Raw genomic sequence first — 25,576 nt, 5'->3', positions numbered from 1 at the left:
TGACATCAGCGTTTCACAACCTTACGCGTGATCCGGTTCTTGCCGTCGACCTGGATGATCCTGGGTTTATGCCGTTTGATCTCCTCGTCGCTGTAATACTCGTAGCAGAAGATAATGATCTGATCGCCCACCGCCGCCTTGCGGGCAGTCGGTCCGTTCAACACAATCTCACCCTTCCCCCGCTTCCCCTTCATGGCGTAGGTCATGAACCGCTCGCCGTTGTTGAGATTGGAGCAGACGATCGCTTCGTACGGCAAAATGCCCGCCGCATCCAGCAGATCTTCATCCACCGTGAGGCTCCCCTCATATTCCAGACAGGCCTCGGTCACCGTCGCCCGATGTATCTTTGCCCGCAACATTTGTCGAAACATAGTCGGCTCGTACTCCTTCGCTCGCTTAGGATTCTTGGATGATTTTCGGAACCCGGAAACAGCTCGCCTCCGCATCGGGAGCGTTTCCCACCGCCTGCTCAGGCGACAACGACGCCTCGACGGCGTCCGGACGAAACACATTGGTCTGTCCCAGCACCGTCGACGTCGGCTCCACGCCGTCCGTAGAAAACGTCTTGAGCTTCTGGACGTAGGCCACAATCTGATTCAACTGTTGCGAGAAGGCCGTGGTTTCCGCCTCACTCAACGCCAGCCGCGCCAACTTGGCCACTTTTTCGACTTCTTGCTTCGTGATCTCCACTCTACACTCCTTAATTCTTATTGGAGGGTGCGGTGCGAAGGAAGGGGCTCTACTGCGCGCGTCCAACGAGGGCCTTCTCAGGCCGCGCGTTGCGCGAGCACGGGAGCCCCTCCTTTGCACATCATTCGACCGTCACGCTTTTCGCCAAGTTCCTCGGCTGATCCACATCTTCCCCACGCAGCACCGCGATGTGATAGGCCAGCAACTGCAACGGGATCGTGAACAGAATGGGCGACAGCAGCGGATGCACGTCGGGAATCGTGAACACGGCATCGGCGATTTTCCCCAATTCGCGTTCGCCCTCCGCCACGAACACAATCACCGGCGCCCGACGCGCCTTCACTTCCATGAGGTTGCTGACCGTCTTCTCATATAACCGGTCGCGGGGCGCCAATACCACCACCGGCATGTCCTTATCGATCAGCGCGATCGGTCCGTGCTTCATTTCCCCCGCGGCATAACCCTCCGCATGGATATAGGAAATCTCCTTGAGCTTGAGCGCCCCCTCCAGCGCGATGGGAAAGTTAATGCCGCGCGCCAGATACAAGAAGTCTGGCTTCTTATAGTAGCGCTTGGCAATCGCCAGAATCTCCGCCTCGCGGCCAAGCACATGTTTGACCAGCGTCGGCAACGTAACCAAACGATCGAGCCAGGCCTTGCCGTCCGCCACACTCAACACCCCACGCACCCGGCCGAGGTGCAAGGCCAGCATATACAACGCCGCCAATTGGCTCGTGAATGCCTTGGTGGAAGCCACCCCGATCTCAGGACCGCAATGCGTATACAGCACACCATCGGACTCCCGGGCCAGCGTGCTGCCCACCACATTGACGATCGACACGACCCGCGCGCCCTTTTGTTTGGCTTCCCGGGCGGCGGCCAGCGTATCGGCCGTTTCCCCCGATTGCGAGATTGTGATGAACAGATCATTCTTTTCAATCAAGGGATCGCGATATCGGAACTCGCTGCCGATGTCGACCTGCACCGGCGTGCGGACCATTTCCTCCAGCAAATATTTTCCGACCAAGCCCGCGTGCCAGCTGGTGCCACAGGCCACGATCCAGATGCGTCCCACGTCGGCAAACTGTTTCGGCGTCAGGCCGATATCCGGCAGGTCCGCCTCGCCGCTTTCATAGGAGTAGCGACCCCGAATGGTGTCCAGAATCGTTTGGGGCTGTTCGTGAATCTCCTTCAACATGAAGTGAGGATATCCGCTCTTTTCAGCCGCGGAGGCATCCCACGTCACCTTCGTCTTCTTGCGCGTCACGGCCCGGCCGTCGAGATCCGTAAAGACGACACCTCCCGCCGTGACTTCGACCACATCGCCTTCTTCCAGGAACGTCACATCCCTGGTGTGAGACAACATCGCCATCACATCCGACCCGACGAACGACGCATCGGCCGTGCGGCCGATCACCAGCGGACAACCGGATCGCGCCGCAATCAGAACTCCAGGCTCGTGCTCCGAGATCACCGCGATGGCATAACTCCCGCGAATTTCCTTGGCCGTCGCGCGGACCGCATCCGCCAAGCACAGCTTGCCCTTCGTCATGTGCGTATCGATGAGATGCGCCACGACTTCGGTGTCCGTCTCGGACTGAAACTTGTACCCGTCCTTGAGGAGACGTTGCTTGAGTTCGACGTAGTTTTCGATGATGCCGTTATGAACAAGGACGCAGCTCTCGGAGCGATGCGGATGCGCATTCTGCTCGGAGGGCTTGCCATGCGTCGCCCAGCGTGTATGGCCGATGCCGCACATACCGGCAACGGCCTTCTGCTCCAGCGACTTCTGCAAATTGATCAACTTGCCGACGCTGCGGCGAATCTCGATCTTCTCCCCGCGTTGAATCGCCACGCCGGCCGAGTCATACCCGCGATACTCCAGCTTCGACAACCCGTTCAACAAAATCGGGACCGCATCCTGATTTCCCACGTAGCCAACGATGCCACACATAGGTCGCCGTTACCTCCGTTTCGAACGTTGAACTGCCGGTTGCTTCTTTTTGATGGAACGAGCCGCAGCCTTCGGCTTCGATGCCGCCTTCGCGGGCTTCGCACTCATACGGGTCTTCACCGGCGACACGGGCTTCGGCGCAGGGGGCGGGGTCTGCCCGCTCTGCAATGCGCGCCGCCTCGCCGCCCATCCCTCGCGCGTCACTTGCGGCACCCGCGCAATCACGAGTGCATCAACCGGGACATCCTGCGTCACGGTGGCGCCGGCGGCGATCACGGCGCCCTGCCCGACGGTCACCGGCGCGACCAATTGCACGTCGCTGCCGATAAACACGCCGTCCCCGACGACCGTCTGAAACTTTCTGTAACCGTCATAATTGCAGGTGATTGTTCCGGCGCCGATATTTACGCCGCTACCGATGGTGGCGTCACCGAGATAACTAAGGTGATTGGCCTTCGATCCCTCGCCGAGTTCCACCTTTTTCATTTCGACGAAATTGCCCACCTTCCCCTTGCGCCGCACGGCCACGCCGGGACGCAAATGCACGAACGGCCCGAGGTGCGAGTCGTCCTCCACCTGCGACTCGCGAAAGATGCAGTGGTCCAGAATCTCCACCCGGTTGCCGATGCGGCAATCGGTGATCCGCACCCCCGAATGCACGATCGTCTCTTCGCCGATCACCGTGCGGCCTTCGAGCGTCACGTTCGGGTACAAGACCGTGTCGCGGCCGATCGTTACTCCGGCATCGATCCACGTGGACGCCGGATCCCGCAGGGTGACCCCGGCCTCCAGCCAACGTTCCCTGATCCGGTGCCTGATCACGCCCTCGGCTTCAGCCAACTGCACGCGGCTGTTGATCCCCAATCCTTCATCGATGTCCCGCAGGCGCAACGCCGATACGGTGCGCCCTTGCTGCACCGCCATCTGCACGATGTCGGTCAGATAATATTCGCCTTGCGCATTGCGCGGATCGAGCTTGTCGAGGGCCGGAAAGAGAAATTCCCCGTCGACAACATAGGTCCCGACGTTAATCTCACGCACGAGCCGTTCGGCCTCGGAAGCGTCCTTATCCTCGACGATGCTCTGCACCCGATTGTCTGCAGCCCCCTGCGGCCATTCTTCGCGGCGCTGCCGGATCACGCGCCCATAGCCGGAAGCATCGGCGAGCACGGCGGTCAACAGCGTCACGGCCGCGCCCTGCGCATCATGCATCGCGAGAAGGTCCCGTACCGTCGCTTCCGTCAACAACGGCGTATCGCCGTTCAGAATCAGGTACCGGGTGGGACGGCGGTGCGCGACGCCCGTAAACACCGGTCGCGCTTGCAGCACCGCATGGCCGGTCCCCAACTGCTTCGTCTGCTCCGCGACGGCCACCTGCCCGCCGACCGCTTCGACGACCTTGCGCACCTCCGCGCCCTGATGTCCGACGACCACCGCCACGCCCTGCTCCGCCAGGCCGCAGGCGATATCGAGCACATACAACACCATGGGACGCCCGGCGACCGGATGCAGGACCTTGGCCAACGACGACTTCATGCGCTTGCCAAGCCCCGCCGCCATGATGATGACGCCGAGCCCGGGCACGGAGGAAAACAATGCGTTGTCGTGCGATGAATGAGTCATAGCATTCTCACCATACGTATTCGGCAGAGGGTTGTCGAGTGAAGCCGCGATCAACCGACCTGTACGCGTGCATCGGGCTGCTTGATCGGCGCCCACGATTTGCCGCCGCCGGGGGAGGAGACACCAGACGATGGGTTCGGGGTATAGAGTCCACCCGACACAATCAGCTTCATAGCCTCTTCGACTGTGATGTCCACAGCGATCACTTCACGCTCAGGCACCAGCAGGAAATACCCGGACGTGGGGTTGGGCGAGGTCGGCACGTAGACGTGCACGAGGGGGTCCGGGGACAGTTGCTGCATTTCGCCCTTCGTCACGCCGGTCACGAACGCAAAACAGTAGTGACCATTCTTGGGAAACTGGATCAGCACCACCCGGCGATAGGTCTCGCGTTCCGCAAAGGACAAAATGTCCATCATCGACTTGATCGTGGAATAGATCCCGCGCACCACCGGCACACGATTGAGGAGCCCCTCCCACTGCCGCACGACATGGCGGCCGATGAAATTCGCGGCGAACAACCCGGTCATGAAAATGAGCAGGATGAGCGCGACAATACCCAAGCCTGGTACGTAGTACCCTGGAGTCACCAACCGGGCGGCCGCGTCGCCGAGAATCCCATCCAAACTGATGAACAGCGTCTTCAGAATCAGGATGGTGCCCCAAATGGGGATCATCACCAGCAAACCGGTGAGAAAATACCGTTTTAACGAAGCTTTCACCATGCGCGGCTGAGGGGTCCTGGGTAGAGCGTCATGATACTGGGCTTGTGCCGGTCGTCGCAAGCCTTTTCTTGCTATTTTCAATCACTTGGAATAGGATTCCGCCCTCTTTCTCTCCGAACTTTTCAGGCCCAAACCATGACACGACGCCATCAGCCACCACGAGGTCTGTTCATCACCCTAGAGGGTATCGAGGGGTCCGGGAAATCCACCCAGGCCCGCCTCCTGGGAGAATACCTCCGCCGGCAGGGGCATAGCACCGTGGAAACCCGAGAGCCGGGCGGCACTCCGCTCGCGGAAAAAATCCGTGCCGCCCTGCTCGATCGCGCCGACGAACCGGTTGCGGCCGAAACCGAGGCCTTTCTGGTGTTCGCCGCTCGGCGCCAACATGTGGCCCAGGTGGTCGAACCGGCGCTCGCGCGCGGGGCCATCGTGCTCTGCGACCGATTCAGCGACTCAACGCTCGCCTATCAGGGGTACGCCCGGGGCCTGGATGTGCCCATGCTCGAACGACTCAACCGGCTGGCGACCCACGCCGTGACGCCTCACCTCACGCTGCTGTTCGATCTTCCCGTGGCCACCGGCCTAGCCCGGCGACGATCCGCCAGCGAGACGAATCGGCTCGACCGCGAGTCTCTCCGGTTCCACCAGAAAGTCCGCGCGGGCTTTCTCGACCTGGCGAAGCGCCATCCCCGACGCGTCAAGATCGTCTCCGCGCGCGCCTCGCAGGATAGCGTCGCCCGAGCCGTCGCCCGCATCGTGTCACCGATGCTGAACCGGCTCCGACAGCAGAACGGCCGTTCGGCCGCGCCACGCACCACACCCCCACACACCGCACAGGTCCCTCATGCCCTTCGCTGACATCATCGGACACGAGCAAGCCAAGAGCCTGTTGCGTTCGGCAATCCTGCAGAACCGCCTGGCCCATGCGTATCTCTTCCACGGTGAAGACCGCATCGGCAAGCGCCTGCTGGCCTTGCGCTTGGCACAAACCCTCCTCTGCGAAACCCTGTCGGACGATCGCGGGCCGGACGCCTGCGGTACCTGCCGGGCCTGCCGCCAGGTGGATGCACGTACCCATCCGGATTTTCTGGTGATCGAGCCCGATCAGGAAATGGCCAATCCCCAAATCAAGATTGAATCCATTCGCGACATCGAGCATCAGATGATCTATCGTCCGCTGATTGGGAATAGAAAAATCTGCCTGATCGATGAAGCGGATCGCATGACCATCGGCGCCGCCAACGCCCTGCTGAAAACATTGGAAGAGCCCCCCGATCACAGCCTCTTCATTCTCGTGTCGAGCCGGCCCTATGCACTCCCGGCCACGATTCGCTCCCGTTGCCAATCCTTGCGACTGACGCCCCCGGCGCAAACGCAGGTCGAAGCCGCCGTCATCCTCAAACGCGAACTCCCGCCCGCCGACGCGCGCTTTCTCGCCGTCCTCAGCGACGGGCAACTGGGGCGCGCGTTAGAATGCGATCTCGAACAGGCACGCACCAACCAGCAGGAGTTCGCCGCCATCTTTTCGGCCAAAGGCCTTCAGTCATTCTCCACCGTACTCGCAACCGCGGAAGCACTGGCCAAAGGAGACCGCGGCCCCGAAGCGTTCGATTGGTTGTTGCGCTGGTTACGCGATGTGTTGCTCATTGCGGTCGGTGCCGGCGCCGACCATGTGCTCAACCTCGATCAGCGGGCAGACATGCAGAAGCTGGCCGATCGCATCGACATCGACGAGCTATTGAATTTGATAGGGGACCTCGACAGACTGGAGCGCCAAGCGCACCGGAACCTGAACATTCAAATCGCCCTCGAAACCACCCTGCTGCGGGTCCGACAGCTCCTGACCCCGCCCGACACTGCCGACCGGTCACGATAACTTTGCAGCCCGTCCATGCGAACCCTCATAGAACAGGCTGTTCAGAAAGGGCGCACGGCGACTGAGGCGTACCCTTGCGGTACGTCGCAGGGAGGCGCACAACCGAGAACGCCGCTGGCGGCCTTTCTCAACGGCCAGCTAGCTTTGAGCATCAGCATCTTGCTATCTTCGATTCACAACACATGACGACATCGAACACCTTCTACATCACGACACCGATTTATTACGTCAACGACGTGCCGCACATCGGTCACGCCTACACCACGGTCGCCGCCGATGTCCTCGCACGCTACTGGCGATTACGCGGACGCGACGTGTTTTTTTTGACCGGCCTCGATGAGCACGGACAGAAAGTGCAACAGGCCGCAGCCAAGGCCGGCGTCGATCCGCAGACCCACTGCGACCGCCTCGCGCCGCAGTTCACAAACCTCTGGCAACGGTTGAACATTTCCCACAACGCGTTCATCCGGACCACCGACAAACCCCACCAAGCCGTGGTTCAACGATACCTTCAACAGCTATACGATAAGCAGTTAATTTACAAGGCAGACTACACTGGATGGTACTGCACGTACGATGAACGGTTCTGGACAGAAAAAGATGTCGTCGGCGGGCTCTGTCCGGACTGCAAACGGCCCATCGAACAGCTGAGCGAACACAATTATTTTTTCAAGATGGGCCAATACCAGGACCGGCTGATCGATCACATCCGGCAGCACGAAGAGTTCATTCGTCCCGCATCACGCCGCAATGAAGTCCTGGGATTTCTTCAAACGCAAAAGCTCGGCGACCTCTCAATCTCGCGACCCACATCGCGACTGTCGTGGGGCATTGAGTTGCCGTTCGACAAGGACTACATCACCTACGTCTGGTTCGATGCGCTGGTCAATTACATCTCGGCGCTCGAATACCTGCCCCAGGGCTTACCGGCCGGTGTGCGTTACTGGCCCGCCGATGTGCACCTAGTCGGGAAGGACATCCTTACGACGCATGCCGTCTACTGGTCCACGATGTTGATGGCACTTGGACAGCCGTTGCCGCACTCGATCTTTGCCCACGGCTGGTGGACGGTGGATGGCGAGAAGATGTCCAAGAGCCGCGGCAATGTCGTCGATCCCAACAAGATGGTCGACCAGTTCGGCGCAGACGCCTTCCGCTACTTTCTGCTGCGCGAAGTGCCGTTCGGGCAGGATGGAGATTTTTCGCACAGCGCTCTCGTCACGACCGTCAACGCCAAACTCGCGAACGGAATCGGCAACCTCCTGAGCCGCACACTCACCATGATCGAACGGTCCTGCGCCGGCGTGATCCCCGACCGGGGCCCGGCCGTGCTGCCCGAACTGGAACAACGGATCGAGAATTTAGCCAATCAGCTGCCCGAGAAAACCGAGACCGGTTTTAACGCCCTATTGTTCCGCGACGTGCTGCTGACAATCGAAGAACTGAATGGGCTCTGCGATGAATACATCGACAAGAGCGCGCCGTGGAAATTGGCGAAGCAACCGGAGGCCCGGCCGCAATTACACACGGTGCTGAACACCTCCGCTCGCGCCCTTCGACTGCTGGCGTTGTTGCTCCACCCGTTCATGCCGAACGCCTCGGCGCAGATGATCCATCAACTGGGATTGTCGCTGGACCTTTCCCAGCCACTGGCACCACATGCGGGTCTTTGGGATGCGCCGCTAGCCGGCAGCATAATCCACAAAGGCGCCTCGCTGTTCCCCCGCATCGAATCCAAACCACAAGGAGCCAAACCCGTGAGTGAGACACCCGCATCCCCGCAACCGACTGCCGCTGCCCCGACCACAGCCCCCGCTGCACCACAAGCCCCGGCTCCGGCGACTGCCGCCCCGGCCGCTGCGCAACCGGCGCAGATCACCATCGACGACTTCATGAAGGTGCAGCTCAAAGCCGCGAAGGTACTGGCAGCGGAACGCGTGCCGAAATCCGAAAAGCTGCTCAAGCTGCAAGTCAGCCTCGGTACCGAGCAACGGCAGATCGTCGCGGGCATCGGCAAGAAATACGAGCCGGAAGCCTTGATCGGGAAAACCATCGTGATTGTGGCCAATCTAAAACCGGCCAAACTCATGGGCATCGAATCGCAGGGCATGGTCCTCGCGGCAGGCGACAGCGAAGTACGGGGGCTCGCCACGTTTGTCGAAGACGTCGACCCCGGCACCAAAGTGAAATGAACTACGGCTCCCTCACCCGGCTGATCGGCACCGGCTTTCTCGTGCTGTTGAGCAGCGTGAGCGCCGCGTTTACGCCGGAACCCTCCGAATCCGAGATCGAGAGTACATCCCACTACAACGATCCCCTGCCCACGACCGTGCTGGTGCGCGTTGTGGCGCACCGATCCCTGGTCCTGGGGCATGACGTCGGCGGCGCGCGCGTCACCATCACCGACGTGGCGACCGGGCAGTTGCTCGCCTCCGGCCTGCAGCAGGGAGAACCCGGCGATCAAACGCAAATCATGCGCACCCCGCATCTCATGGACGAACCGCTCTATAGCGGCCGCCCCGCCGCCGCGTTCAGCGCGACGCTCGAATTGGCACGACCCACCCTGGTGGAAATCACCGCCGAAGGACCGCTGGCCTACCCCAACGCCCTGCAGCGCGCAAGCAAAACGGTGCTGCTGATTCCCGGTCACGATCTGACCAACGACGGCATCGTGCTGCACCTCTATGGCTATCTGGTCCAAGTCGAATCACCCAAACCCGGGGAACCGTTGATTGCCAAAGAAGATGTCATGCTGCGGGCCTCGGTCCGCACCCTCTCCGGCGCCCTGGTGAGACCACACAGCGACTGGGATTCCCGAAAAGTTCATATCTATGCCGAACTGTTGATCGGGGACCGCATCGTCGAGCGGCTGCAGATGTTCTATGCCGGAGAGAAGAGCCGGTTCGAGGCGCCGTTCTTCGTGCCGCTGTCCAAAGACGCGCCCGACGGCATCTCGGTACGCGTGATCGCGGCCGACGTCGCGACCGGCAACTTCGGGATGGGAACCGCTCAATATCCGGTGCTCTCCGAACGACTCAGAAGCAGAAAGAATTGACCCCCATTGACTGAGTCAGTGCTTTCATGGTGTGGTGACAGGAGATCCGGCGCACTGAGCGAATCGGATATGCATCATCGGATCTGCGAAGCGCCACACCCGACCAGCTTGAAGGACGATGGACCCGAAACAACGACAATTCTCCATCTGGTACATGTTCATTGCCCTCTGGGTCCTGATCCTGATCCAGACCTTTCTGCCCACGCTCTTTAATCCCACTGAAATCCCCTACAGCGAATTCAAAGGCGCCGTGGAGGCGGGCAAGGTCACTGAGGTGACGGTCTCGCCGCAAGTCATCCACGGCAAGATGAAGGAAGATAAAGTCTTCCATACCATTCGCATCGAAGACCCGGATCTCCTGCGCAGCCTCGCGCAACACCAGGTCAAGGTGACGGGCATGATCGAAAGCACCCTGTTTCGGGACGTGTTGTCCTGGATCCTGCCGATCGTCCTGTTCTTCGGAGTCTGGTGGTTCCTACTTCGCCGCATGGGCCAGAGCCAAGGCTTCATGACGGTCGGACAGAGCAAAGCCAAAATTTATGTCGAGAACGAGGTGAAGGTCACCTTCGCCGATGTGGCGGGCGTCGACGAAGCGAAGCAAGAACTGGAAGAGATCATCGAATTTCTCAAGACGCCGGAAAAGTTCCGGCGTCTCGGCGGCAAGATTCCAAAGGGCATTTTGCTCGTCGGCCCCCCGGGCACAGGTAAGACCTTGCTGGCTAAGGCCGTGGCCGGGGAAGCCGGCGTGCCGTTTTTTTCCATCAGCGGGTCGGAGTTTGTGGAAATGTTCGTCGGCGTGGGCGCCGCCCGCGTCCGCGACCTGTTCGAGCAGGCCAAGGGCAAGGCACCCTGCATCATTTTCCTCGATGAGCTCGACGCGCTGGGCAAGGCCCGCGGGGTCGGACCGATGGCCCACGAGGAACGGGAACAGACCTTGAACCAGCTGCTGGTCGAAATGGATGGCTTCGACTCCCGCGTCGGCGTCATTCTGGTGGCCGCCACCAACCGACCGGAGATCCTGGACCCCGCATTACTTCGCGCCGGCCGCTTCGACCGTCAGGTGCTCGTGGACCGTCCCGATAAGATCGGCCGCCTCGCCATCCTGAAAGTCCACGCGCGCACCATTACGCTCGCCAATCAGGCGGACCTCGACACCATCGCAGCCATGACACCCGGCTTCGTCGGCGCCGACCTGGCGAATCTCCTCAACGAAGCAGCCTTGCTGGCCGTGCGGCGCGGTAAGGACACAGTGAGCATGTCGGAATTACAGGAGGCGGTTGAGCGCGTCATCGGCGGCTTGGAAAAGAAGAATCGGGTCCTGAATAAAATGGAACGGGCCCGGGTCGCCCATCACGAGGTCGGCCATGCGTTGATGGCCCTCTCCATCCCAGGCGGCGACGCGGTCCACAAAATCTCAATTATTCCTCGAGGTATTGCCGCGCTCGGCTACACGATGCAACTCCCGACCGAAGACCGCTTCCTCATGACCGTATCCGAACTCAAGAACCGCATCGCCATCCTCCTGGGCGGACGCGCGGCGGAGGAAGTCATCTACAGCGAGGTCTCCACCGGGGCCCAGGACGATTTGCGCAAGGCCACTGACATCGCCAAGAGCATGATCAAGGCCTATGGCATGAGCGAGAAGCTGGGGCAGGTCAGCTTGGAGCGGGACCGTCAGTCGATCTTTCTGCAAACCGGTCCCTCCCAAACGCCGGGGGACTACAGCGAAGAGACCTCGCGGGAAATTGATTGCGAAGTGCGGCTCCTGATCGACGAGCAGTACCTACGCGCGCGCGACCTCATTAAGAGCCAGGAGGCCACCCTGCGGCATGCCGCTGAGATGTTGCTTGAAAAAGAAACGATCACCGGCGAGGAACTCAAAGCCCTCGCAGCCGCGCAGTAACCCCACACCAGTCCCTGCATCCCCCCCTGGCCCATAACAAGCCTGACCGATCCCACGCGCCGATCCGCACCGGGGTCATGAAGAGCCCGCCCCGGCTTGCCCTCCTCGGCCTCTCGTGAGACACTGAAGCCAATGGTCCCTCACACCTACCATGAACTCCGTTCCCAACTCAGAATCGCGCTGGCGATCAACGCCGTCATCGTCGTCGCGGAATTTGCCGGCGGCTTTCTCACCAACAGCATCGGCTTGATCGGAGACGCGGGGCACAACCTTGTCGATCAAGGCTCCCTGTTCCTGGCCTTGTATGCGCATGTCCTGACGGCCCGGCCCGCCACCGACAGCCGCACTTTCGGCTACCACCGGGCCGGGATCGTCGCCGCGTTTCTCAATTCGTTCATCCTGCTCCTCACCGCCGGCGGCATCACACTCGTGAGCCTCGAACGCCTTCTGACTCCAGTCCCGGTCCCCGGTGGATGGGTCATGCTCATCGCCTTGATCAGCTTCGCGGCGAATCTCTCCATTGCCCTCCTGCTGCAACATGGCGCGAAGGACGACCTGAACATTCGCAGCGCCTTTTGGCATATGCTGAGCGATGCCTGGGTCTCACTCGGGGTCGTGGTGAGCGGCGGCATCATCATGCTGACCGGCTGGTCGATACTCGACCCCCTCGTGAGCCTCTTCGTCGTCATCGCGATTGTTCGGGGGGCCTGGCCACTCTTTAAAGAATCACTTGAAGTCCTATTGGAGTCCACCCCGCCCGGCGTGAGCCCGGCGCTCGTGGCGGCCACCATCGAATCCATCCCCGGTGTGAAGAACGTCCATGACCTCCACATCTGGGCCGTCGAACCACGCCTCATCATGATGACCACACACGTGCAGGTCGACGGTGGAGACCAAGCCCTCACGACCGACCTGCTCCAGGCGATCCGGCATCGGGTGACCAGTGAATTCAAGATCAAACACCTGACCATCCAACTCGAAACGGAATGCTGCCATCCCGAAGCCGTCCACTGCGATCTCTCCAAACTCCACGACCAACATTCGCATCCCGAATTTCTCCACAGCCACCACTAGGCGGATGGTGAAAAAATCCGCCGCCTTCCCCCTTGTCCACCACCTAGCCGTCACGCGATCTCAGCGGCTACAATGGGCTGCATGACACAGACTCTACCCATCCCTTTCTACATCCTCTGCGGATCGCTCGGCGCCGGGAAGACGACCTTGCTCATGCGCCTGCTCGAACATTGGAACAGCCGGGGGCACAAGGTCGGCGTGTTGATGAATGAAGCGGGCGAGGTCAGCATCGACGGCCCACGAGCCGGCACCATCGCGGAACAGGTCTTGAACCTGGCCGGCGGCTGCATCTGCTGCGATACAAAAGACGATCTCGCTTGGAGCATCGCCCAATTGGTACAGGACTACGAATCCACGGTGATCGTGCTGGAATGCTCCGGCATGGCGGACCCGGCGGAGGTCGTGGACGCTGTGACGGACGTCTATGTCTCACGCATGGCGAAACTCGAACGGATTTTTGCCATGCTGCACCCAGTGCCGCTGCCGGAAACCGGCATGGCGGAGCTCGTCACGCGAAACGCCATCCGGTATGCGGATGATCTGATCCTGAACAAACGCGACCTCTACATCCCCGGTCATTGGGAACAGTTCCGCGAGAACATCACACGCCTGAATCCCTACGGCCGGCTATGGGAAACCAATCACGCCCGGCTCGACGTGACAACCCTGCTCGCCGCACCCGCAACACGTACCGTCCCGACGAACGTGTCGTTCGGAAAACGACTCGCTGCGGACGAGAGGCACGAAGCGCGCGCACCGCACCACCCGATGGTGACCACGGTGCGGCTACCGAAGCCGCTCGATCGCACAAAGTTCATGGAATGGACGAAGTCCTTGCCGGAGGGAATAGAACGCGCGAAGGGATTTTTTCGCTTTGCCGGTGAACCTGAACTGCAGGAGTTTCAGTTCTTTCCGCCCCGCACCAGCACCATCGCCCCGGTGATGCTGCTCGACGAACCGGACCATGTTCTGGTGTTGATCGGACGCGAGTACGACCAGGCACTCTGGCGGGCTTCCCTCCTCGCCTGCCTGGCGCAGTAGCTGCGTCAGGAAAGTGAGCCGGCTTCGGCCCCCGGGCGAGACGCCGTTACAGTAACCGGCCGGAAGCGAGACCAGCGGCGCAGGAACCAGGCTACGCCAGCACCGATCACCCCGCCCACGAGCCAGCCCCCCAACACGTCCGTGAAATAATGGGCCCCGATGTACACCCGAGAAATGCCGATCGCTGCCACCAAGGGCCAGCTGATCCAACCTGATCGTGGATACAGGACTTGAAAAAACGCCGCGGCCGAGGCCGTGTTGGCAGCGTGATTGGAGGGAAAGGAAAAGGCCCCGCCGCAGCCGAGCAACTGATGCACATCGGCAAGCGTCACACATGGGCGCGGGCGTTGAACCAACCCCTTCAGCTGCGTCCCCAGCGCATCCGTCGCGCCGACCACCCCGGCTAACATCGCCCCGCCGATGACACATTCGCGCCAATTGACCCAGGCCCAGTAGGCTGCGGCCAGCAGGATCGGATACAGCAGATTGCCCGGCTTGGCTAATTCGATGCCAACCCAATCGAGCAGGCTCGATTGCCCGGCCACGCCGTTAATGCCGCGAAAGAGAAGCTCGTCCACACCCATGCTCGTCACTCAAAGAGTTGCCGGGTGAGCTGCTCACGAGTCAGTTCGAAGTGTGCCGCGACTTCGGCGAGGATTGCGGAGAGTGTTCCAATGCGAAGAGGACTGTGTTGCGGAATCGTAATATGGTGCTCGCCATGCTCAATAGTCGTCAGTCGAAGATGGCTGCCGGTTTGTCGGGTGATTGAATAACCTACCTTCCGAAGAATTTGGGCGAGATCGCCTCCCGACAAATCCCGAGGAAGCCTCATACGGCAATGACTTCCTCCCGAACATGATGGAGACGAACCACCTTGGGAGCGGCTCCTTCCTCAAAATGACAGCGGACCGCATCGCGAACTTTTGCTGGAAGTTCGGCGAGTGTATCGGCCTCAGTAAAAATCGATGGCCCCAGGGATCGAGCAACGAAACCACCCTCCGGCGCCTCTTCAACTATGAAGATCAGCTCTGTCATACGCTCCTCATCACAATTGCACTAGGGTCATGCTAATCGCATTCGAGCCCAATGTCTAGCAAACCGACCTCGCTTGCCAGGGTTGCTTCACGCGCTGAGTTGTTCTTGGTCACCTTGCGATACGTCGCCAAGGGACAAGGGTGCAGGCTCTTTCAAAACGCACCGACATCTGACACTTTTCCGCTGCATCTACCGACAGGCGGCCCCTCCTCCTGAGATCGCACGGCGAACTTCCGATCACGTCACGCTTCTACACAACCGCACCGTCCCTGATTCCCCCGCCGCTCGAACGGATTGTTATGCGTCACTGTGTTCGTCCAAACCGTTCCTTAAACCCATCACATGCGTCGCCGATGAACACGAGCAGGTCATCCTCCGGAACAATGACCACCTCGATGTTGAGGCGAGCGGCTTCCTGACACAACGCGTCTGGAATCTGTCCTTCCGCCACGAACAGCTTTGAAGGCCATGTGCCTGCGCGGCCATGCCCTTGCTGCAACAGGCGGCGCGACTCTACCTTGGACGGACCCGTAGCGCGGGCGGAATACGTTTCCATACCGACAATGTAGCAACTGGCCGCATCCATCAAGGCGAGGCAATCAAAGTCGCCGTCTCGTTCCGTGACAATAGGCGCATCATTGAGCCGAAAACCAATCCAGGCATCGTTGACTGTAAATTGATTAGGGTGAAGCATGGGTTGCACTACCTCTGTCGGCGAACAGCCCCGACTCAGCGGCGGGCCGCGCAGCGGAACGTCCGCTGCACTCGGTCGTTAACCAGCCTACTTCAGTCATAGCCAATGACTCCAATCGCAAGTTCCTCTCGGTCATGACTGACCGTTGCGAACTCACGATATAGGGTCCACACGAAGGCCCCCTCGACTGTGGCTTCAGCCTGATCGAGAGCACCGAGCGTCAAGGCATCGTCGTGTCGATCACTGAGAAGCTGAGTGCCATCCCATCTCAAGCCCCGCAAGGCTAACTCACTATGCTTAGACGGACCTGCACAAGAGCCGGGGTCGACAATGTCAGCCCGCAGAACAGGCCGCTCCGGTTCGTGAACCATACGCCATGATCGTGATCGTTTCAATGCGTTCCGAGTACGAACTCAGTGCGACACGTATGCGGACAGGATCAGAGCCGCATAGCGATGCCGGTTGCGATCTCACATGGAGGTCCATTGCCTGGTCACGCAGCGGGCACGCAAGAAAGAGAAGGAACCCGGGTCCGAGGGGCGAGCCCGCCTGCCAAAGGCCCGTCGCAGCAGTGAGTCGGCGATTGCAGCAGACATGCTCATGAATAATGCGGGCTAGGCAGCGAAGACATCGATCCGCATGCTGTACCGATCATCGACCAAGAAATCCTGGTTGAAGTCGTCGCCATTGGAAAACGGGAAGATCTCGCGGTCTATCAGGAAGCACTCAAACGGTTCACACACCGGAAGCGATAAAAGGGCCGGTCCTCGGCCCTTGCATGCGGCCATCACGGCCTCTCCCTCATCGCCCTACCGCCTCTCGCATATCCACGGCGTCTCGCATCGAGCACGCTCAGCCGGATAAGACATAGGGGGTGCCCTCCTGAATCGCCCAGGATCAAAACAGTACGGCGATGGCGATCTTCTCTTACACGGGGGGGCTTTTCGAAATGTCCACAGAATGGACTGCTTTGTGCCTTGCTGGAGTGAGCAGTACTCAGCTATTCATGAATCCGAACCCGTTCAGGTTCGATGATCCACAACCGCCCTTGGGGAGGTTCAGCTTCAAGAACCCGCAACGCGGATCGCAGCAACGCCAGCGTGTTTTCGATACTTTGCGTGTGTGGACGCAATACCCAGATTCCATGGTGACTTGCGGGGGGATAGACGCGGAGATCGGAGAAATCGAGATCGAATGTGACAAGAATTCTCTTCTCTGCTCGGGAGACGCTAAACACCCGTGGATCGGGGTTCTCTCCTAGCCCGCATTATTCATGACGGTTCGTCGCGAAATCGTCGAGCCGCGTCGCGAAACCGGCGCGCGGAGCCGTGAGGGCCCGAGGCGTACTCGTGCAGTACGTCGAGGGACCGAGGGGCGAGCCCGTCGGCCGAAGGCTCGTTGCAGCAGCGGATCGGCGATTGGAGCAGAAGCGGTCATGAATAATGCGGGCTAGTTGCTCGGCAAGTACGGTATGGACATCGTGACCGGCCTGCCGATCTAAGACTGCAGCATTGCGAGGAAGGTTCTCGTCGAGTTTAAATCGGATGGGCATCCTACACGCTTAAGCGGGGATGGGAACGATACGCTCTCGCGCCAAGTCCGCTGCATAGCCGATCGCTGCGGGAATATGCTCAGGCCGAAGCGAGGGGTATTGATCGAGAATACGCTCAAGCGTTTCGCCTGCAGCGAGATTGTCCAGCACCACCGATACCGGTATGCGCGTGCCTCGAAAACACACAGCGCCATGCATAATTTGCGGGTCGGTCGAAATGTAGGGTTTCCAATCCATCCCTATCCCTCCAAGTACGGCCATCACGATAGCACCCTGCAGCCGTTCACGCTCGGCGCTTAATATACTACTGACGGATCTCCGTTACCACGGCCTCAACAGGCCGACCTTTGAATTCTGGGCCGGCAACTCGTCATTACACGATCAGGTTGACAGAGGCGCTCATCAGACAAGGACTCCTGCCCCCTTTCTTTCTCCAGCTATGTCGTGGCCGATATTAACCCGAGTGGTGACGCGATACAGCTACCCGAAGAACGTGAGATCGAATGAGCTCAGATCTTGTTCTGCGCATGCCCGCCGGTCGCAGCGCTCACGATACGGCTGATGGTCGAATAATGCATTCCCGCCGCGCGGCCGATTTCAGACAGGCTGTACCCATGCTCAAGATAGGCCCGGCGAATGACCGCGTCTCGTTGGGCACGGTTAGCGTGGAGCCGCACGGAAAACAGTTGACTGAGTGTCGGACGGGCAGCAAAGCGTTGCGCGCGCGGAATCTCTGTGAGCGCCTGCTTGTCCTGCAAGTGAGACCGCAGCCCTTCGACGAATGGTTCTCTGCCAAGCAGTACCTGCCCCCGCACCTGCTCCCACGGAGCATCCTGCCCGATCCCCGCGGCGACAAAGGCCCGATACTTCCGCTCCCCAGCAGCCCGCTGTCGCCCAAACTGCGAGAGCAACCACTCCACGGTCAGATAGGGCGGAACAGGCGTGAGCCCGGCGGTCGCCCGATAACTCGACCAGGCATACGTCTCCGGCTTGCGAGCGAGGCGCGCGCGCACCGGATTCAGCACCACATACCGGGCCAGTTCCAGGAGATAGCTGTCCCGCTCCACGACGATCGCCTTGAAGCGGCCTTGTAAGACATGGCCCACCCGGTCGTGACGGCGGTTAAAGGCTTGGGTATAGACGCCATTGAGCTGGCGTATGGCGCTGGACAGATTGGCCTCAGGTGTTTCCGCCAGCAAGTGGAAGTGGTTGCTCATCAGGCAGTAGGCATGCAGCACGAGATGGAAGCGGGCGACGACCCGCTCCAGCACACCTAAGAACCGCCGTCGATCCTCGTCGTCGAGGAAGATGTCCTGGCGGGCATTGCCTCGGGCAGTGACGTGATAGAGCGCCCCCGCATATTCCAGGCGCAACGGTCTGGCCATGCGGCGGAGTCTACGCCATCAATCTGCATATTTCAAGACCTGACCCCAATAGCGTCACGACGGTTCGTGAACAATACGCTTTACCCATGGCAGCTTCAATGAGTTGTGCCTGTTGGCGAATAGCGCTTCTCGCTTCTTACCATTCCATGAGTGCGCTTGAACATTGCACTCCGCCCTCCATCAACCAAGCAAACCAAACACAGCCGAAGGAAATGGTGTAGGAGCCTGCTCACCGATGCGGGCCAGCGCAATAATACCCTTGTGAATGACCAAACTTCGCATTAGAATCGGCGCAACTCAGTCCGGTTTAGAACTGCGTTTTTAGCACCTGGTGGAATAAGACTCTTCCAATACGGTTGAGGTTGGGAGTGCACCCGATCAACCAGCACAGCCGCCTGTCAGCTTTCGCAGCGAAGATCCTACTTCTCACTTTCCTCTCATGGATCCTAATCTTTCCAGTGCCTGCAGGGCTATCAGATTCCCCCAAACATTCGCCTCAATATGAACAGTTGCAAAGCAGCATCGCAGCCCTTTCCGCGGAGATCGCCAGCATTGCTAGCACCATCGACACACTAAAAGACATTCAAGGTCGTACCCTCAAACAGCCCCCCCACCAATCTCACCACCTGCAGACGACAATCCAAGGCCTAACGGAAAAAGTCGCCACACTACAAACTCAAGTGCAGGGTCTCGGCGGTAATGTCACTCACCTTACCGCGACTGTCGACGCACTGGCTCTCACGATTAAAGGGGACACACCCGCCACCGGCGTGACCCAAACTATCTCAAAGCTTCAGGACAACATTACAAAGCTTGAAGGGAAAGTTGACAGTCTCAGCCCGAACCAAGACAGTCACATGGGCTTATCTGAAGTTATGCTATCCGGGCTAGGAGCCTCTGTAATAACTCTAATTGGTAGGTGGTTATTTATTGATCTCCCCACGGAAAAGAAGAGGAGGGCAAAAGAACGACTTGAAAAGTTCTATGCCCCAGTCTTGGGCCGTCTTCAGGCAAACCAGGACATATGGAAGAATTTCAAGGACAAGAGTGGCATTCTCACGCAAGAAGAGCGGGATCGAATCAAACGAGAAAATGCGCCTCAGAGGCCAGAGAATGGGACGCAAACCCATGAAGAAAGTGACCCGGAGACGCCAGAGAATATCGTGAGAGATATCTTGCAATACGAAGCGCGCAGGCCAGCCCGATTGAATATCTGGGTAACTGCGATGGAGGGTATATTTCGGCAGAACAATGAAGCCGCCGAAAAAACCATCCTTGAAAATTACGGATATCTGAGGCCAGAGGATGTGGATGAAGATTCAAATTTTTACAAAGAGCGCAAGAACTACTTAATGCATGTAGGAGAATTCAAGGCCGTCCTACACCGTTGGGAACAGGCAAGAAAAGATACCCTTTATCAAAAGGATACGAACTGGTATGACCGATGCCGTAGGTCATCTGGCCTGGACATAGACAAAAATCCTTCGGCTGAGCCCAGTGAGAAACAGTTCCTGAACTACTTTCACCCGACCAACCCTTATCAGAAAGAATTCCTAAAGCAGGTCCAGAAGTCTTACGACGCGCTGATGGATGAGGCTGGACTGGCGGAGAAAGGATGGTTTGGCCGTCCATTCGATCGATTCCAAAATCGGCGGTCTGCACAAACGAAAAAGGAAGGGTAACAGATACACGCGGCGTTTCTCCTTCGAAACTCGACCATCACTCCATACATGCCAATATAAAGTCTGAGGATTGGAAGCACCATGACCACAAAGCGCAGACCCGAAAGAGACGAATACTTCATGTCCATCGCCATGGCGGTGAGAGGGCGCGCAAGTTGCCTGGGCAGTCGAGTCGGCGCCATCTTGGTTTTGGACGATCGTATCGTCTCCACGGGATATAACGGCACTCCGGAAGACATGAAAAACTGCGACGAAGGTGGATGTGATCGCTGCTTGAATAGGGACAAGTATGGTTCGGGAAATGCCTATGACGTGTGCATCTGCGTTCACGCAGAGCAGAATGTTCTCTTATCGGCGGCGAGATTTGGAATCGCGGTCGAAGGTGGGATTGTCTACACCACCATGCGGCCTTGTTTCGGCTGCACTAAGGAACTCCTGCAGGCAAAAATCCGTTCGGTCTATTACATCCATGACTGGAAACACCCGAACAGCGAGGTATGGAGTGAGTATGAAAAAATCCAGGGGCGATTCCCCGAAGGCATCCGGAAGTTAAAAATTGATGATCCTGATAAGAGTTGGGCCACGCCGAGAAGCCTAACTCAAGCACCCGAGGAAACCGGCCATTCCATTCCTGGCAATTAATCCGCCTGCAGTGTGAATCGATTTGTAGCTCCGTGCGATTCTCTCCCCAACTAGGGCTCCTCCTAGGGTCGGCCCTGGCATTCGATGTGGTACTTCATGTCTGTACACATCGGGCGAACCCAGGAGGCTTCATATGATCACTGCACGCGTTGCACTCATTGCCGGATTGCTGCTCACCCTCGGCGGTTGCATGACGGACGCCACCGTTGAGTTGACGAAAGCGCCGTTCGATGCCACGACGCAACTCACCAACGGCACGACCGGAGCCACAAAGGAATTTCTCGATCCGACCACCGAATTCACGTCGAGCACCACACCGGGCTCCTTGACGGACGGCCGTCTTCTCAGAGCCAAACAACGAGCTACCGTCTTCGCGACGCATACGCACGAAAACCTCCGCGCGGATATTGCTCGCGGTCAGGGGGAATATCTGGCGTCGCTCGCAGCTTTAGCTGGTGTGTCCGCAGATCGCTGGCCCGACTTTCAAACAACGATGACCGCGTCCTACCCCGCGCTCTTCGATGAGCAGATGTCGGTCGCGCAATCCAGCGAACGAGTCGTCGATATAGCCTGGGCAAACGGATACGGCAGGCAGCTGACTGCCCCTTATTGATTGTCGAATGATCTGCTCGGGCGATCGGTCACAACCGATGATGAGACCGGGATCGGGATGATGGGGCCCATTCGAATGTGTCCCTCACCCCGCGCCCTGTTTCAACATACCCCCCACGTTTCCAGACCCGCATAAATACACGTATTCACACGTGTCTGAGTGGTTGACAGGGTCGCGCGAGCGGCGTAGGTTTCGTCCACCTGACGGAACCTATGGCCAACATCAGCATCCACGGGCGCGTCATCGATGAGCAGGGGGCCGGCATTGCCGGCTTGACCGTTCGCGCTCTCGACTTCGATCCCTTTTTCAGCGAAGACGATGTCCTGGGCGTCGGCAAGACAGAAGGCGACGGCACCTTTCTCATTTCCTACTCGCCGGACGCCTACCGCACCTGGAAGGTCGATCGGAATCCCGACCTCGTCGCGCAGATATTCGGCCCCATCCACACAGACCCGGCGCTTTTCGGTACTCGCCTCCTGCACGAAACCAAGGAAGCAACAGATGTCACCGACTCCAACCACGAGGTCGGTACCATCACCATCCACCGCAACAACATCGAGGGCTGGCTCGTCACCCACACCACGTTGAATCCCGCCGTCGGAAATCCGGTCGCACTCTATCACCACAATCGCATCACCCACCTGATCGACGGGGCCAAGATGTTTCCCGCGGTGACCGATGCCGCCGAGGGCGCCACCGAATCCATCAACCTGATGACCCTCTTTTTCGACGTCGACAACGGCTTCCTCACCAAATTCAAAAGCAGCTTCAACCCCTTGAATCCGCCTTCCACCGGTTGCAAACAGGCGGCAGAGCCCTCGCTGGAAGAGGTGCTCAAGAACAAGGGCGGAAAGCCGGTGAACATCCTAGTCACGAACCTGCCGTTGTCTGCGGAGGACACCGTGACCGAGGTGGCGGAATTTTTCGCGCAGACGCCTGGCGTGCGCACCAATGCCTTCAACAAGGGCTTCGCCCTGCTGCATGCCAAGGCCATCGTGGTGGATGGGGACCACGCCATCCTCATGGGATCGCCGCTCAAACAGTACTACTTCAGCGACACCAGCCATGCGATCCGCGACGCGCGCCATAAGGGCTCGCTCATGCACGACGTCAACACCGACCTCAAGGGCCCGGCGGTGTCACACATCGAAAAGACATTCGCGAGCATCTGGAATGCGACCGGCAAGCCCATGCTCATCCCTCCGCCAAAGACCTTTCCCGACCTCCCTGTCACGCCGAACGGCGACGTGGCCTCGGTGCAAGTCCTGCGCACGCTGCCCGGCGGCTCGATCAAACGCGTCAATCCCAGCGACGAGGACCTGCCCTACGGTGAAACCGGCATCCTCGAAGCCTACGAGCGCGCCATCGCCAACGCGCAACACTACATCTATATCGAGAACCAGTACTTCACTTCGCCCGAGATCGTCGACGCGCTCATCGCGAGAATGAAAGACACCACCAAGCCGCGCCTGCAGATCATCCTGGTCCTGAACCTGCGCCCCGACCTGCCTGGCTACCCGGATCGCCAGATCGACAACGTCAATCAACTCCGCAGCGCCGCCAAAGCGGGCGGGCATCAGCTGGGCGTCTACACCCTTTGGAGTCGATCGGAGAAAGCAGGCAGCGGCGGCGCGGGGAATCCGCGGCGCTACGACGTCATGCCGGTGTACGTCCACAGCAAGGTCGCCATCATCGACGACGTGTGGGCCACGGCGGGCAGCGCGAACCTCGACGGCACCTCGATGAACTACCATGAGATCGGCCTCATCATCACCGGCTCCATCCTCGACCGCGCGATCGAAAAGGCAAAACTCACCAACGATCCGGGCAAATTTCTTTGGGAGCTGTTCTGGTATCTCTTTTTCTTCGTCTTCAAGCAGATCCTGTTCGACCTCAAGACGCTGCTCGTCCTGCTCTTCGTCGCCTACAAACTGATCTTCGACTTCAAGGAGACGCTGGAGACCATCCGCGAAACGTTGGGCGACGTGGCCGACATTCCCCAACTCATTGCCGACGTCTTCACACGCACCGCCCGGCACGCCCTCCCCAGCCGCTCACGTCAGCCGTCGCGCAGCGTGGAGCTCAACCTGGTGATGTACAGCGGCATCGCCGGCCTGCCGGAGAACGGTGTGGTCAAGGCCTTGCGCCACCAGTTGTGGCAGGAGCACTTAGGTTTCAGCTCGCTGCCGGACAACCTCAAGACCTTGCCGGCCGATCCCGCTGCCACGACCTGGGTCGCCGATTGGGACGCCGCCGCCATACGGCATGTGGAAGCGATCAAGAACGAACAGGCGCCCCCCGCCGGCCATGCGCCGCACCTGTTGCCCTGGAAGCCGGAGACCGACCCGAAGGAATATCTGGCGGCGCTCAAGATCCGCACGTCCACCCTGCGTAATAAGGCGCAGAAGTTCGATTTCAAGACCTGCAAGGTCGACGACAAGAAGGACCTGCTCCCGTGGCCGATCATCTAGTGCAGAACGCCACCGCCGGGATCGGGCGGCTGCTGTCGCACCTCGACATCGTCCAGGGTGATGTCGAGGAGGCGCGTGCGTTTCTAAAATTGTTGGGCTGGGATCTGCCGCCAGGCCTCGACGACATCGGCTTGGCCGCACTCAACCTCAGCGATTTCCTGACGAAGCTCGACACGGTCCTCGGCGCGTCCGATGCTGAATGGAACGACGACCTGGCCATGGCTGGCCGCATCGCCGACCTCGCGCTTGCGATCGAATCCCTCACGCGTCAGATTCACGACTTGGCGCAGACCCTGCCCGGCAGACTGGCGTCCTTCGGCGACTACGTAGATCGCACGCAGATCCACAAGCAACTCCCGAGACGGCTGTTCGATTTTCTCGGCGCGAATTTTCTGGCGCAGGCCTCGCCGCTGACTTACGCCGCCCTGCACCTGCTGAACATCATCGACTACCCCTACTACGCCGCAGATCCAACAAAGTTCCAAGTCGAACATGTGCGTGCCACGATCAACTATCACCTCTTCAAAGTGGCGGTGACGAGCCCCGATCAGCTCTTTACCGAGGCCTACGGCTGGCATACGCCCGACTTCCAATCGATGACCTTCCTCACCAGGCTGAGCCAGCTGTTGCAAACACTGGGGCTACGGAGTCGTATCCAACCCCTGAGTCCGCCGGCGCAAGAGGCCTGGCTGGGACGAGCTGAATCGAGTTCCAACGCACCGCCGCAACTCATCACCTTCCTGCACGAGGAACGCGGCTCAGCATTCGGGGTGCGGTTGGGCCTCTCGCTCTTCGGCGCCGCTCCCACGTCGATAGGCGCGAGTGATGCCGGACTCGGCCTCGCCCCCATCATTCAAGGGCGCGCGGAAGGTACGGTCCCCTTTCCCCGTTTGGAAGACACCCGCATCGAATGGTCCGGCAACGTGGAGGTGTTGAAGCGATTGGCCGTCATCCTCAGGCCGGACCAGGACCTCACCCTGCGCAAGGGAGCGGGGCTCGCCGATGCTCTCAACGGTCGCTTCACGCTGGGTCTGCGGCACGGCCAACCGATCGGCGAACTCAAGCCGTTGGTCCGCCTACCGGGAGGGTCGGCCCTACGGTATCAACAGTTTTCCGTCGCAGGTGGCCTCGATGCCTCCTCGGCCACCCGCATGGAGACGTTCGTGGAGCTTGCGCTGCTGGGGCTCCGCTTCGACCTCTCGCTCGCGGAGGCAGACAACTTCATCCAAGGCACGGTCGGGCGCGAGTCTGTCCAGGCTCCATTCGATCTCACGTTGCGCTGGAGCAGCAGAGAGGGACTGTCGTTCTCCGGCAGCGGCGGACTCCACGTCACGTTGCCGTTGCAGCAGGCCGTCGGCCCATTGAAGTTGGATGCGGCCCACATCGGCATCAACGTGGGCGAAGAGGGGATCGACACGGAAACCAGTGTCAACGCCCGCTTGCTGCTCGGCCCAGTCACGGCGACCGTCGAACGGATCGGCGTCACCGTCGAGCTGTCTTTCAAAGAAGGCAACCTTGGCCTCTTCGGTCTGTCGCCGCGCTTCCAACCGCCGACCGGCCT

23 protein-coding genes and 2 pseudogenes are annotated in these 25,576 nt (G+C 59.6%); 12 read left to right on the top strand and 13 right to left on the bottom strand.

Annotated elements, in window-relative coordinates:
* Positions 1 to 5: 5 nt before the first annotated feature.
* The 5 genes from panD to KJA79_RS11485 all read right to left on the bottom strand — a co-directional run bounded on the left by panD (position 6) and on the right by KJA79_RS11485 (position 4,992).
* A complete protein-coding gene (gene panD / locus KJA79_RS11505) occupies positions 6 to 371 on the bottom strand; it encodes an aspartate 1-decarboxylase (RefSeq protein WP_213042195.1) in 366 nt (121 codons plus the stop codon).
* 25 nt (positions 372 to 396) lie between these two features.
* Positions 397 to 690, bottom strand: a complete 294-nt coding sequence (gatC, locus tag KJA79_RS11500; RefSeq protein WP_213042194.1) for an Asp-tRNA(Asn)/Glu-tRNA(Gln) amidotransferase subunit GatC — start codon at positions 688 to 690, stop codon at positions 397 to 399.
* 121 nt (positions 691 to 811) lie between these two features.
* Positions 812 to 2,644 (bottom strand): glutamine--fructose-6-phosphate transaminase (isomerizing), encoded by a 1,833-nt coding sequence (gene glmS / locus KJA79_RS11495; protein WP_213042193.1) that lies wholly within the window; start codon positions 2,642 to 2,644, stop codon positions 812 to 814.
* A gap of 9 nt (positions 2,645 to 2,653) precedes the next feature.
* Positions 2,654 to 4,267, bottom strand: a complete 1,614-nt coding sequence (gene glmU / locus KJA79_RS11490; RefSeq protein WP_213042191.1) for a bifunctional UDP-N-acetylglucosamine diphosphorylase/glucosamine-1-phosphate N-acetyltransferase GlmU — start codon at positions 4,265 to 4,267, stop codon at positions 2,654 to 2,656.
* 50 nt (positions 4,268 to 4,317) lie between these two features.
* Positions 4,318 to 4,992, bottom strand: a complete 675-nt coding sequence (locus KJA79_RS11485) for a DUF502 domain-containing protein (RefSeq protein ID WP_213042190.1) — start codon at positions 4,990 to 4,992, stop codon at positions 4,318 to 4,320.
* 135 nt (positions 4,993 to 5,127) lie between these two features.
* Between KJA79_RS11485 and tmk the strand changes: the two genes are divergently transcribed.
* The 7 genes from tmk to KJA79_RS11450 all read left to right on the top strand — a co-directional run bounded on the left by tmk (position 5,128) and on the right by KJA79_RS11450 (position 13,941).
* Positions 5,128 to 5,850 (top strand): dTMP kinase, encoded by a 723-nt coding sequence (gene tmk, locus KJA79_RS11480; protein WP_213042189.1) that lies wholly within the window; start codon positions 5,128 to 5,130, stop codon positions 5,848 to 5,850.
* Positions 5,837 to 6,868, top strand: coding sequence for a DNA polymerase III subunit delta' (gene holB, locus KJA79_RS11475; RefSeq protein ID WP_213042188.1), 1,032 nt, complete (start codon positions 5,837 to 5,839; stop codon positions 6,866 to 6,868). The genes tmk and holB overlap by 14 nt, the downstream gene beginning before the upstream one ends.
* 182 nt (positions 6,869 to 7,050) lie before the next feature.
* On the top strand, positions 7,051 to 9,060 hold the full coding sequence (gene metG, locus KJA79_RS11470) for a methionine--tRNA ligase (protein ID WP_213042187.1): 2,010 nt from the start codon (positions 7,051 to 7,053) through the stop codon (positions 9,058 to 9,060).
* Positions 9,057 to 9,923 carry a hypothetical protein gene (locus KJA79_RS11465; protein ID WP_213042186.1) on the top strand — a complete coding sequence of 289 codons (867 nt, stop codon included), beginning with the start codon at positions 9,057 to 9,059 and terminating at the stop codon, positions 9,921 to 9,923. The genes metG and KJA79_RS11465 overlap by 4 nt, the downstream gene beginning before the upstream one ends.
* A gap of 118 nt (positions 9,924 to 10,041) precedes the next feature.
* Positions 10,042 to 11,826, top strand: a complete 1,785-nt coding sequence (gene ftsH / locus KJA79_RS11460; RefSeq protein ID WP_213042185.1) for an ATP-dependent zinc metalloprotease FtsH — start codon at positions 10,042 to 10,044, stop codon at positions 11,824 to 11,826.
* A 132-nt stretch (positions 11,827 to 11,958) separates the two neighbouring features.
* Positions 11,959 to 12,900: a cation diffusion facilitator family transporter gene (locus KJA79_RS11455; RefSeq protein ID WP_213042184.1), complete on the top strand. Its 942-nt coding sequence runs from the start codon at positions 11,959 to 11,961 to the stop codon at positions 12,898 to 12,900.
* An 81-nt stretch (positions 12,901 to 12,981) separates the two neighbouring features.
* Complete coding sequence (locus tag KJA79_RS11450; protein WP_213042183.1) at positions 12,982 to 13,941, top strand: CobW family GTP-binding protein; 960 nt, start codon at positions 12,982 to 12,984, stop codon at positions 13,939 to 13,941.
* Between the two features lie 5 nt (positions 13,942 to 13,946).
* Here the strand turns inward: KJA79_RS11450 and KJA79_RS11445 are convergent, their stop codons facing one another.
* The 8 genes and pseudogenes from KJA79_RS11445 to KJA79_RS11410 form a co-directional block, all read right to left on the bottom strand.
* The gene (locus tag KJA79_RS11445; RefSeq protein ID WP_213042182.1) at positions 13,947 to 14,525 is read right to left on the bottom strand and encodes a phosphatase PAP2 family protein; all 579 of its coding nucleotides are present in this window, start codon (positions 14,523 to 14,525) and stop codon (positions 13,947 to 13,949) included.
* Between the two features lie 5 nt (positions 14,526 to 14,530).
* On the bottom strand, positions 14,531 to 14,773 hold the full coding sequence (locus KJA79_RS11440; protein WP_213042181.1) for a type II toxin-antitoxin system HicA family toxin: 243 nt from the start codon (positions 14,771 to 14,773) through the stop codon (positions 14,531 to 14,533).
* Positions 14,770 to 14,976, bottom strand: a complete 207-nt coding sequence (locus tag KJA79_RS11435) for a type II toxin-antitoxin system HicB family antitoxin (protein WP_213042180.1) — start codon at positions 14,974 to 14,976, stop codon at positions 14,770 to 14,772. Before KJA79_RS11435 ends, KJA79_RS11440 begins: the two co-directional genes overlap by 4 nt.
* Positions 14,977 to 15,280: 304 nt before the next feature.
* The gene (locus KJA79_RS11430; protein WP_213042179.1) at positions 15,281 to 15,670 is read right to left on the bottom strand and encodes a hypothetical protein; all 390 of its coding nucleotides are present in this window, start codon (positions 15,668 to 15,670) and stop codon (positions 15,281 to 15,283) included.
* Between the two features lie 614 nt (positions 15,671 to 16,284).
* A complete protein-coding gene (locus tag KJA79_RS11425; RefSeq protein ID WP_213042178.1) occupies positions 16,285 to 16,458 on the bottom strand; it encodes a hypothetical protein in 174 nt (57 codons plus the stop codon).
* A gap of 212 nt (positions 16,459 to 16,670) precedes the next feature.
* A pseudogene (locus KJA79_RS23170) lies at positions 16,671 to 16,922 on the bottom strand (DUF5615 family PIN-like protein); the annotation flags it as partial.
* Positions 16,923 to 17,231: 309 nt separating this feature from the next.
* A complete protein-coding gene (locus tag KJA79_RS11415) occupies positions 17,232 to 17,459 on the bottom strand; it encodes a DUF433 domain-containing protein (protein ID WP_213042176.1) in 228 nt (75 codons plus the stop codon).
* Positions 17,460 to 17,731: 272 nt separating this feature from the next.
* Positions 17,732 to 18,607, bottom strand: a complete 876-nt coding sequence (locus KJA79_RS11410; RefSeq protein WP_213042175.1) for an REP-associated tyrosine transposase — start codon at positions 18,605 to 18,607, stop codon at positions 17,732 to 17,734.
* Between the two features lie 368 nt (positions 18,608 to 18,975).
* On the opposite strand from KJA79_RS11410, the gene KJA79_RS11405 reads away from it, so the two are divergent.
* The 5 genes and pseudogenes from KJA79_RS11405 to KJA79_RS11385 all read left to right on the top strand — a co-directional run.
* Positions 18,976 to 20,289, top strand: coding sequence for a hypothetical protein (locus tag KJA79_RS11405; protein ID WP_213042174.1), 1,314 nt, complete (start codon positions 18,976 to 18,978; stop codon positions 20,287 to 20,289).
* Between the two features lie 81 nt (positions 20,290 to 20,370).
* Complete coding sequence (locus tag KJA79_RS11400; protein WP_281412682.1) at positions 20,371 to 20,931, top strand: deoxycytidylate deaminase; 561 nt, start codon at positions 20,371 to 20,373, stop codon at positions 20,929 to 20,931.
* Between the two features lie 133 nt (positions 20,932 to 21,064).
* Positions 21,065 to 21,544, top strand: coding sequence for a DUF3015 family protein (locus KJA79_RS11395; RefSeq protein WP_213042172.1), 480 nt, complete (start codon positions 21,065 to 21,067; stop codon positions 21,542 to 21,544).
* Between the two features lie 212 nt (positions 21,545 to 21,756).
* The gene (locus KJA79_RS11390; RefSeq protein WP_213042171.1) at positions 21,757 to 24,015 is read left to right on the top strand and encodes a phospholipase D-like domain-containing protein; all 2,259 of its coding nucleotides are present in this window, start codon (positions 21,757 to 21,759) and stop codon (positions 24,013 to 24,015) included.
* A pseudogene (locus tag KJA79_RS11385) lies at positions 24,000 to 25,576 on the top strand (DUF6603 domain-containing protein); the annotation flags it as partial. The gene KJA79_RS11390 and the pseudogene KJA79_RS11385, both read left to right, overlap by 16 nt.

It is taken from the genome of Nitrospira defluvii (assembly GCF_905220995.1).
Taxonomy (GTDB): Bacteria; Nitrospirota; Nitrospiria; order Nitrospirales; family Nitrospiraceae; genus Nitrospira_A; species Nitrospira_A defluvii_C.
The sequence above is the reverse complement of the archived record's forward strand: the minus strand, read 5'-3'. Positions and strand labels throughout refer to the sequence as shown.